Annotated in this window: 9 protein-coding genes; 3 read left to right on the forward strand and 6 right to left on the reverse strand. The window is 71.5% G+C overall.

Translation table 11 applies throughout. The annotated features are described in order from the left end of the window. The coding region (locus AB0J52_RS15595) for an AraC family transcriptional regulator (RefSeq protein ID WP_500182263.1) at window positions 1–494 on the reverse strand (494 nt) is incomplete at its 3' end. Window positions 495–564: 70 nt separating this feature from the next. Between AB0J52_RS15595 and AB0J52_RS15600 the strand changes: the two genes are divergently transcribed. After that, window positions 565–897, forward strand: a complete 333-nt coding sequence (locus tag AB0J52_RS15600) for a cupin domain-containing protein (RefSeq protein WP_500182264.1) — start codon at window positions 565–567, stop codon at window positions 895–897. Between the two features lies 1 nt (window position 898). Here the strand turns inward: AB0J52_RS15600 and AB0J52_RS15605 are convergent, their stop codons facing one another. The 4 genes from AB0J52_RS15605 to AB0J52_RS15620 all read right to left on the reverse strand — a co-directional run bounded on the left by AB0J52_RS15605 (window position 899) and on the right by AB0J52_RS15620 (window position 7,178). Beyond that, a complete protein-coding gene (locus tag AB0J52_RS15605) occupies window positions 899–2,524 on the reverse strand; it encodes an AMP-binding protein (RefSeq protein WP_500182265.1) in 1,626 nt (541 codons plus the stop codon). A 148-nt stretch (window positions 2,525–2,672) separates the two neighbouring features. Then, complete coding sequence (locus AB0J52_RS15610; protein WP_500182266.1) at window positions 2,673–3,965, reverse strand: argininosuccinate synthase-related protein; 1,293 nt, start codon at window positions 3,963–3,965, stop codon at window positions 2,673–2,675. Window positions 3,966–4,213: 248 nt separating this feature from the next. Then, window positions 4,214–5,761: an AMP-binding protein gene (locus AB0J52_RS15615; protein ID WP_500182267.1), complete on the reverse strand. Its 1,548-nt coding sequence runs from the start codon at window positions 5,759–5,761 to the stop codon at window positions 4,214–4,216. 25 nt (window positions 5,762–5,786) lie between these two features. Next, on the reverse strand, window positions 5,787–7,178 hold the full coding sequence (locus AB0J52_RS15620) for an MFS transporter (RefSeq protein WP_500182268.1): 1,392 nt from the start codon (window positions 7,176–7,178) through the stop codon (window positions 5,787–5,789). Between the two features lie 341 nt (window positions 7,179–7,519). Between AB0J52_RS15620 and AB0J52_RS15625 the strand changes: the two genes are divergently transcribed. After that, a complete protein-coding gene (locus AB0J52_RS15625; RefSeq protein ID WP_500182269.1) occupies window positions 7,520–7,972 on the forward strand; it encodes a VOC family protein in 453 nt (150 codons plus the stop codon). 15 nt (window positions 7,973–7,987) lie between these two features. On the opposite strand, the gene AB0J52_RS15630 is transcribed toward AB0J52_RS15625, so the two are convergent. After that, window positions 7,988–8,998 (reverse strand): helix-turn-helix transcriptional regulator, encoded by a 1,011-nt coding sequence (locus AB0J52_RS15630; protein ID WP_500182270.1) that lies wholly within the window; start codon window positions 8,996–8,998, stop codon window positions 7,988–7,990. 111 nt (window positions 8,999–9,109) lie between these two features. Here AB0J52_RS15630 and AB0J52_RS15635 point away from each other — a divergent pair, with 111 nt between their 5' ends. After that, window positions 9,110–9,505 (forward strand): RidA family protein, encoded by a 396-nt coding sequence (locus AB0J52_RS15635; protein WP_500182271.1) that lies wholly within the window; start codon window positions 9,110–9,112, stop codon window positions 9,503–9,505. Window positions 9,506–9,619: the final 114 nt, after the last annotated feature.

Raw genomic sequence — 9,619 nt, forward strand, 5'->3', positions numbered from 1 at the left:
CACAGGTCGATCCCGGCGCCCGCTCCGGCGCTGGTCGCCACGTCGCCGTCGTCCACGTACAGCACGTCCGGGTCGACCTGGACGTCCGGGAAGCGCGCGGCCAGCTCGTCCGCCAGGGCCCAGTGCGTGGTGGCGCGCCGTCCGTCGAGCAGGCCGGCGTGCGCCAGTGCGAAGGCGCCGGAGCAGATGCTGACCACCCGGGCCCCGCGTGAGTGCGCGCCGCGCAGCGCCCGGACGACCGCGGCCGAAGGGGCCTCACCGGCGGGGAGCCAGCCCGGGACGACCACGGTGTCCGCCCGGTCGAGCGCGTCGAGGCCCTCGTCCACGACCATGTCGTACCCGGCGTGCGTCCGCACCGGTCCCGGACGCTCGGTGCACACGGTGAAGGCGTAGCGGGTCGGCAGGCCGCGCCGCTGGATCCCGAACACCTGGGCCGCGCACGCGAGTTCGAAGGTCGACTGCGGGGGACGGACGAGCGCCACAACCTGATGCATGACCGAAAAGTACCTCTTGATGTCATTCCAGACTCTCGGCGGACGAGGCACCACGCGCCACGCTGGTCCCATGACGACAGAGCAGAGCGCTTCCGCCTACACGTGGGCCGCCGTCCAGGACGCGCCGGTCCACGAGGTGTTCCCGGGCATCCGCGTCCGCCTTCTCTGGAACGGGGAGGGTGGTGCGAAGGCCGCCGTCCTGGAGATGGACGCGAACACGTCCTGGCAGGGCATCGACGTGCACGAGCCGGGGCCCGAGGAGGTCTTCGTGGTGTCCGGGACGTTCAACGACGGCGAGCGCGACTATCCCGCCGGCACCTTCATCCACGCCCCCGCGGGCTCGTCGCACGTCCCGCAGACGACCACGGGCTGCACGCTGTTCCTCTTCTATCCGGAGGGCTGATCTATCCGGAGGGCTGAGCGAACCGGTTCTGGAGTTCCACCTTGCGCACCTTGCCGGTGGCGGCCGCTCTGGGGAGGGCGTCGACGAGTTCGAGGCGCTCCGGCCAGAAGAACGCCGTCATCCCGGCGTCCCGCAGCAGGGCCCGGACATCGTCCAGGGTGATCCCGTCGGCGGCGTCCTCGGCGGGACGGACGACCGCGCAGACCATCTGGTCGGCGCCGCCGAGCACCGGCAGCCCGATCACCGCCGCCTCCTCGACACCGGGATGGCCGGTGAGGATCTCCTCCATCTCGGTGGTCGGGACGAAGAACCCGTTGCGGAAGACGGTGTCCTTGGTGCGGCCGGTGATGCGGATGCCGCCGCGGCCGTCGTGGCGGGCCAGGTCGCCGGTGTCGAACCAGCCGTCCTCGTCGCAGAAGGACGCGTACAGCTCCGGCTGGCGCAGGTAGCCCAGGCACTGGGTGGGGCCGCGCACCCAGAGGACCCCGGCGTCCTCCCGCTGCCCGGGGCGCGGGTCGATGCGGAACTCCATGTCGGCGATCGGGCTGCCGTCGCTGTGCGCCGCCCAGTCCGCCGGGTCGTCCGGACGGGTGATGGTCACCGCGCCGTTCTCGGACATCCCCCACAGGGAGAACAGGCGCCGTCCGAGGACCTCGTCGACGTCGCGGACGAGTTGCGTCGGGATCGGGGCGGAGCCTCCGACCACCCAGCGCAGCGCGCCGAGCTCGCGGGGCTCGGCGCGCTGGGCGTCCACCAAGGGGCGCAGGAAGTGCGGCGGGGCGTACAGGTAGGTGACCTTGTGCTCGGCCAGCAGGTCGGCCATGGCCGCGCCGTCCGTGCTGTCCTGGAAGACCGCCGTGCCGCCGAGGGCGAGGGGCATCAGCATTCCGCGCACGAAGCCGGTGTAGTGGGTGTACGCGGCGACCATGGTCAGGACGTCCGCGGGGCCCAGGTCGAAGACCTCGGCTTCGCCCCGGATCGGCGCGTACAGGGTGTTCTGGCTGTGGAGCACGCCCTTCGGTTCGCCCGTGGTGCCGGAGGTGAAGAGGGTCAGGTACGGCTCGTCCGGGCCGAGTTCCCGGCCGTCGAGGTCCGCCGCGTGCGTCTTCTCCCACGGCGTCTCGAAGAAGAAGCCGTGGAGGTCGAGGGCGCTGTCGGGCACGGGCGCGCCCCATACCGCGACGTGCCGCAGCGACGGCAGTTCGGCGGCGAGGCGGAGGCCGAGGTCGCCCCGCGCCTCGCCGTCGAACTCGGCGAGGGTGATGAAGACCCTGGCCTCCGTCAGGCCGAGGTAGGCCCTCAGCTCCCGCTCCCGGTAGACCGGGAGGAGCGGGCAGATCCGGGCCCCGGCGCGCAGGCAGCCGAGGGCGAGGACGGACAGCTCCCAGCCGTTGGTGAGCTGGACGGCGACGGTGTCGCCCGGACGCACGCCCAGCTCGACCAGCGCGCCCGCGCAGCGGTCGGTCAGCCGGCCCAGTTCGGCGTAGTCGAGCGTCCGGGTCTCCCCCGAGCCGGTCCGGCGGGCGACGACGGCGGGGGCGTCCGGGCGTTCTCGCGCGTGCCGCCGCAGGTCGTCGAGGAAGGTCTCGTCCCGCCACCAGCCGCGCCGCCGGTACTCCTCGGACATCCCGTACCTCCGCTGCATCGCTCGAACGCCCGGATTCGATGGCTTCTCCGATCGTTCTTAGTCGTACGGTTCCGCCGGGCGCAAGATCATGTTCATGTCACTCCGGTGCTCGGGGGCGCCGGACGCGGCGTGTCCGCCGGTCCCGGGGTCAGGCCGTGGAGAAGTGGAAGGCCGACCGGGACGTGTCGCGTTCCCACGCGTCGCGGTCGCGGATGTAGAGGGCGTCGGGCGCCTCCACCGACACGACCGTCATCCCGGCCCGGTCGAGCCGGTAGGTGATCCGGCCGGTCACGCGCTCGGCGACGCTCATGACGAACGCCTGGGTGGCCGACCGGAGCGAGCCGAACCAGCGCCCTTCGAGCGCCTCCCGGGTCCACAGCTGCTCCAGCGACAGCTTCTCGCGCATGGTCTCGGCGGCCACCGTCGCGCCCTCCAGCTGCCGGTAGGCGTGCAGCAGCAGGCAGGCGGCGGGCATCTCCCGCACCTCCAGGACCTTCTCGCCGCTGTCGATGTGCTCCAGGCCCGAGTAGCGGCCGAGGCCGTAGCGGCCGGCCCGGGTGTTGAGGACCCTGATCAGCTCGCGCAGCCCGGTGGGCTCGCCGTCCAGCGCCACCGGCCTGCCGCGCTCGAAGTCGACCACCACCTTCTCCGGGTGCTCCGGCGGCGCGGCGGACGACCAGGCGTAGAGGTCCTCGGGCACCGGGAACCACTCGGGGTCGTCCAGCAGCCCGGACTCGAACTCCCGGCACCACAGATTGGAATCGCCGCTGTACGAACGGTTGGCGAAATCCGGAAAACCCGCCTTCTTCAGTGCGGCCTGTTTATCCTCACGGCTGATCGCGTCGAGTTCGTACGGGCTGCCGAAATGCCCGTCGAAGCCGAGCGCGGCAATCGAGGTGTTCAACCTGCGCAGGCTGTTCTGCGACCTGTTCGCGGTGTGCAGCACCACTCGCGCGCCGACCTCCTCGGCCAGTTCCACCGCCGCGCGGGCGAGCAGCGGACGGCTCAGCGAGGAACTGATCGGGTGCATTCCGAGATAAACCGCCTGCGCCGCGATGGCGGGCGCCACGAACTCCTCGGCGAAGACGTCCGAGCGGTCGACCAGCACGTGCCGGGCGCCGAGCCGCGCCACGCCGCCGGCGGTGTCGTCATACTCGGCGTCGCCGCCGAGCCCCACCGACAGCGCGTGAACCTCCAGGCCAGGGTGCCGGCTGAGCCACCACAGCAGATAGAAGCTGTCCAGGCCGCCGCTGAAGAGCGTCACCACGGGCCCGCCGTTCCGGGCTACCTCTTCGATGTGAGCGAATTCCCGGACGAATTTCTTGCTCCACACATCAAACCTCCGGTGCCGGGCATGCCAATGCCATTCCGAAGCTACGTTTGATCTTGAAGATACGGGCCGGGAACGCGCATCCAGGGACCCGAATGCATTCGTTACCATCTCGCAACCAGGATGCGCCGAGGTCGCTTTCGACCGAACCGTCCGAACGAAGGGAACAGTGGAACCGCGATGCGGCCCGGGCCATTAGTGCCGTTGCCGTCCGCCACGTTGGAATGGTTACTGTCTGGAAGAGAGAAGTCACCTCCCGGCTTGTTTTCCGGATGGACGGAGAGGGGCGGTCCGGACCGCGTTCCCCTGAACCGGAAAGGCGTCGCGGGCGTCCCGGTCCGCAGGAGGGGCGGGGCGGGTCAGTTGACCTGGCGGTCCCTTCCCGCCCAGTGCGGTTCGCGCAGCCGGCGCTTGAGGACCTTCCCGCTGTTCGACAGCGGCAGGGCGGCGACGAACTCGTAGCTGGTGGGGGTCTTCCACGCGATCAGCGGCTCGCAGTGCCGCCGGATGTCGTCCTCGTCCGCCGTCCGGCCGTGCTTGAGCACGATGACCGCGTGCACCCGCTCCCCCGGCTTGTCGTCGGGGACGCCGATCACCGCGACCGCGGCCACCGCGGGGTGCGCCGCGATCGCCTGCTCCACCTCGGTCGAGTAGACGTTCCAGCCGTCGACGTTGATCACGTCCTTGAACCGGTCGACGATGTGGAGGTAGCCGTCCTCGTCCAGGTAGCCGCCGTCGCCGGTGTGGACCCAGCCGTCCCGGACCGTCCGCGCCGTCTCCTCGGGCTTGTTCAGGTAGCCGAGCATCATGGCGCCGGTGCGGACGATGATCTCGCCCACCTCGCCGCGCGGCGCCTCCGCGCCCTCCTCGTCGACGATCCGCACCTCGGCGCCGAGCGCGGGCCGTCCGGCCGAGCGCAGCTTCCGTCCCGCGACATGGTCCTCGGGCGGCAGCAGCGTGGCGAGACCGAACTCGTTCATGCCGTACCACTGGTGGAACGCGGCGTTCGGGAACGCCTTCATCACCCGGGTCAGGAGGGCTTCGGTGATGGGCGCGGCGCCGTAGGCGATGCTGAGCATGCTGGACAGGTCGCGCGCGGCGATGTCCGGATGGTCCACGATCTGCTGCATCGTGCCGGGGGCGAACGGCGCGTGCGTGACCTGGTGCCGTTCGATCGCGTCGACGAGCCCGTCCACGCCGGTCGAGAGCGGGATGACCGTGACCCCGCCCCACATGCCCTGGATCAGCCAGGTCACCAGCATGGAGATGGACGAGAAGTTCGACGTGATGAGGATGCGCCCGCCGGTCATGCCGTGGCACGGGACCCGCGCCGGCAGGATCAGCGCCTGGTGGACCAGTCCCGCGTGGCTGACCAGCACACCCTTGGCGCGTCCCGTCGTCCCGCTCGTGTAGACGACGCCGGCGGGGGCCTCGCCGCCCCGGCGCGCGTCCTCGACCGGCTCGCTCCTCGCGATCAGCTCCTCGAATCCGGTCATGCCGGGCGGCGGCGGACCGTCCCCCACATGGACGACCTCGCGCAGGTCGGGGCAGGCCGCCCGGATCTCCGGCAGGCGGTCGAGGAACGCGTCGTCCACGAAGAGGACCCCGGTGCGGGACTCGGCCAGCGCGTAGATCATCTCCGGCGTGCTCCACGCCGGGTTGACCGGGTGGAACACACCGTTCGCCCAGGCCACGGCCAGGAAGAACTCGATGTAGCGGTCCGAGCCGAGGGCGAGCATCCCCACCAGCTCGCCGTCGCGCACGCCGTACTCGCCCCGCAGCGCGCCGGCGAGGCGCGCCACCCGGTCCGCCTGCTCGCGCGCCGTGCGGACCCGGTCGCCGTACACGGTGACCGGCTCGTCCGGAGCGAGTTGCAGGGCCCGATGGACGATGTGCGTGATGTGCATGGTCTCCTCCGGAAGTAGCGCGTGGTCAGCTCGTTCTCGCGGACTCGGCCGCGCGGACGGCGGGTGCCCGGCGGAAGACGGTCAGGGCCGTCGCCAGCATGAGCAGGGAGAGGACCAGGGCGCCGGTGAACGCGCCGGCGAGCGACTGGACGCGCGTCCCGTCCACCTGCTCGTAGACGGCGACCAGGACGGCGATCCCGAGCGGCCCGCCGACCTGCATGGTCTGGATGAGACCGGACGCGCTGCCGTGCTCGCCGGCGGGCAGGCCGGTCATCGCCACCGCCGTCGCCGCCACCGACACCAGCCCGTGGCCCGCGCCGAACAGCAGCACCGGCCCGAGGATCACCGACAGGAACGTGCTCGACACCGAGATCTGCGTCAGCCACACCATGCCGACGACGGTGAGCACCGCCCCGGCGACCATGACCTTCATCGGCCCGACGCGTGGCAGCAGCCACGGCACGGCCCGGTTCGCGGCGATGACGGTGACGGTGGTGGGCAGGAAGGCCAGGCCGGTCTCCAGCGCGCCGTACCCGAGGACCCCCTGGACATAAAGGGTGAGGAAGAACATCATGCCGCTCATCGCGCCGGTGAGCAGCAGCCGCATGAGGCACGCGCCCGCGCGGTTCCGGTCACGCAGGAGCCCCAGCGACATGATCGGCTGGGCGGCCCGCGACTCGACGGCGACGAAGGTAGCGAGGAGGACCAGCGCCGCGGCGAGAGCGGCGACGACCAGCACGTCCGCCCATCCGGACTCGGCGGCGCGGACGACGCCGTAGACGAGAAGCGTCATCCCGGCGGTCACCGTGAGCGCCCCGGCCGCGTCGAAGCGGCCGCGCAGGCGCGGGGACTCGTGGAGGCACCACCGGGAGAGCGCCACCACGGCGATCCCGACGGGGACGTTGATGAAGAACGTCCAGCGCCACGTCCCCCACTCGATCAGCAGCCCGCCGGCCACCATGCCGCACATCATGCCGAGGCTTCCCGCGCTGGTGGTGACGGCGTAGGCCCGGTTCCGGGCGGCGTCGTCGGGGAATCCCGTCGCGATCAGCGCCAGCGAGCCGGGCCCGGCGAGCGCGGCGCCGATCCCCTGCCCGGCCCGGGCGACGAGGAGGAGCTCGGTGTCGAACGCGAGTCCGCCGATCAGCGAGGCGACGGTGAACAGGGCGATCCCCGCGGTGAAGACCCGCCGGTGGCCGAGGATGTCGCCCGCCCGGCCCCCGAGTAACAGCAGGCCGCTGAACACCAGCGTGTAGGCGTTGACCACCCAGGAGAGCTGTGCCGCGGACGCGTGCAGGTCCCGCTGGATGCTGGGGAGGGCGATGTTGGCGATCGTCGCGTCCAGGAGGAGGATCACCTGACTCGCGGCGAGGATGCCGAGGGTCAAAGTACCGCGAGACGGTGCAAATGTCGCCATCGCCGGGAAGCGTACCCCGTCCCTTACCGATCAAGGAAGGACTCGGGAGCCGCCCCCGGGCCGTCGCCGTAACAGGCCCATGACCTGCGAGAACACGAGTATCAGCCAGCGATCGGACGCCTACGTCCCGTCGCCGGAACAGACGGTGACGGCATGGTCCGTCCCGTCCCTGCGGAGCGCGATCCCCCGACGCCGCTCCGAAGCCGCCCACCCCACGCGCGGGCTCCGTTCTTAGCCAGAACTTGACGGGTTCGGCGACTGCTCCATAGCGCCGGACGGGCAGTTTACGGCGGTGGGAGGGGACGGTCCCTGCGATCTGCCCGCGACGAGGAGGAACCCCGATGCCCGGTCAAGGCGATCTTCCGGCGCCCAGCCAGGGACTCGTGCTGACGCACTTCCTGACCGTACGGGACGTGGCCGTCTCCAGGGAGTTCTACGCGAACGTCCTCGGCGGCACGGTGGTGCTCCCAGAGAACCCGGCCATCGTGCAGGTGGCCAACACCTGGATCATCATGAATCCCGGCGGCGGCCCCACCCCGGACAAACCCGGCGTCGTACTGAGGCCGCCCGAGCCCGGCGACCCGGTCTCGACGTTCCTCAACGTCCGGGTGGCCGACATCGAGGCGTTCCACGCCGCGGCCACCGCCCAGGGCGCGCGGTTCCTGACCGAGCCCCTGGACCGCAAGGCGGAGATCCGCTGCTACATGCGCGACCCGGACGGCTACCTCATCGAGGTCGGTCAGGCCACGGGCATGCTCCACGGCGTCTTCGCCGACCGTCCCGCACCCGGCTAGAGGCGACGGCTGACGTCACGGTTGTCCAGACCCGGCGCTCCCGGGGGTCGGCCCAACCGCGGGGGCGTACTGGGTGGTGAGGGTGGTGGCGCGGGTGTGGAGGGCGGTTCGTAGCCAGGGCGGGGAGAGGGCTTCGGCGTTCGCGGCCAACTGCCACAGGGCCCATTCGGCGTGCCTGGGGTCTTGGAAGGTCGCCTTCATGCGGAGCCAGCCGTCCGGCTCGGGGGCTTCGGACAGGACGGCCAGGGCGGTGTCCGCCAGTTCCGCTCGCCGCGCCGGGTTCAGCCGCAGCAGGACGGTGACCTGGTCGCCGCCGGTTCGGAAGCGTGTGCTCCGGTCCTGCCATGCCCGGTCGAGGTCGATGTCGTCCGGACGCTGCGCCGGTTCGGGGAGTTCCTCGGCGGCCAGGACGCGGGAGAGGCGGTAGGTGCGGTCCGCGCCCGACTTGAGGGCCAGCAGGTAGCCCTGGCCGCGGACGGTGACCAGGCCGAGCGGCTCGACCGTGCGCCATTCGGGTGGCTGGTTCCAGGCGGCATAGTGGATGCGGAGCCGTCGTCCCGCGAGGACCGCGCGCCGCACCTCGGCCATGACGGCGTCCGGTACCTCCTCGGTGTCCTGGCGGCGTGCCAGCAGGTCGGTGTCCGGGTCGACGAGCAGCCGCCGGGCCGCGTCGGACGCCGTGTGGCGGTGGCCTTCGGGGAGGGCGTCCACCACTTTGAGCATGGCCGAGGCGAGTGCGGAGCCGAGGCCGAACGCCTGCGCGCCGCGCCGGGATCCGGCGATCAGGAGGGCGAGCGCCTCGTCGTGGTTCAGGCCGGTGAGCTCGGTCTGGAAACCGGGCAGCAGCGCGAACCCGCCGTGCCGGCCGCGTTCGGCGTAGACCGGGACACCGGCCGCCGACAGCGCCTCGATGTCGCGGAGGACGGTGCGGGTGGAGACCTCCAGTTCGCGGGCCAGCGCCGTCGCGGTCATCCGGCCGTGCCGGCGCAGGAGCAGCACGAGGGAGACCAGCCGGTCAGCGCGCATCCGACGATTCTGCCGGAATACACGACAGGTGATGTCGTGATTTGCCGGAAGGCTTGCCCGCAGGTCGGCCACGGTTCGTGGCTTCGATGGATCGAGAGGACTGATGTGGCGATGGAACGGACGGCGGTCAACCCGTGGACCTGGTCGGCGGGGATGGGCTACAACCAGGGCGAACTCGTCACGGGCGCGGCTCGGACGCTGTACTGCGCCGGGCAGACCGCGATGAGCGGCGAGGGCGAGCCCCAGCATGCGGGTGACATGGCGGCGCAGCTGGCGTTGAGCCTGGACAACCTGGAGGCCGTGCTCGGCGAGGCCGGAATGGGCCTGGCGAACCTGGTTCGGCTGAACGTCTACACCACCGATGTGGATCGGCTCTTCGAGCACTACGGCGTCCTCGCGGCGCGGCTGGGCGCCGCCCGAGTGGCACCGTCCACCACGATGCTCGGGGTCGCGCGGCTGGCGCTCCCCGACCTGATGGTCGAGCTTGAAGCGACCGCCGTCGGGTAGCCGCCGGACGCAGCGGGAGCCGCTCGGGCGACGGTTCGTGTGACCGGCGGCTTCCGCGAGCTCGGTCGCGGACGCGGCGGCTCAGCGGGCGGCGGCTCAGCGGGCGGCCGCCCG

Source organism: Spirillospora sp. NPDC049652, assembly GCF_040675125.1.
Classification (GTDB): Bacteria; Actinomycetota; Actinomycetes; order Streptosporangiales; family Streptosporangiaceae; genus Spirillospora.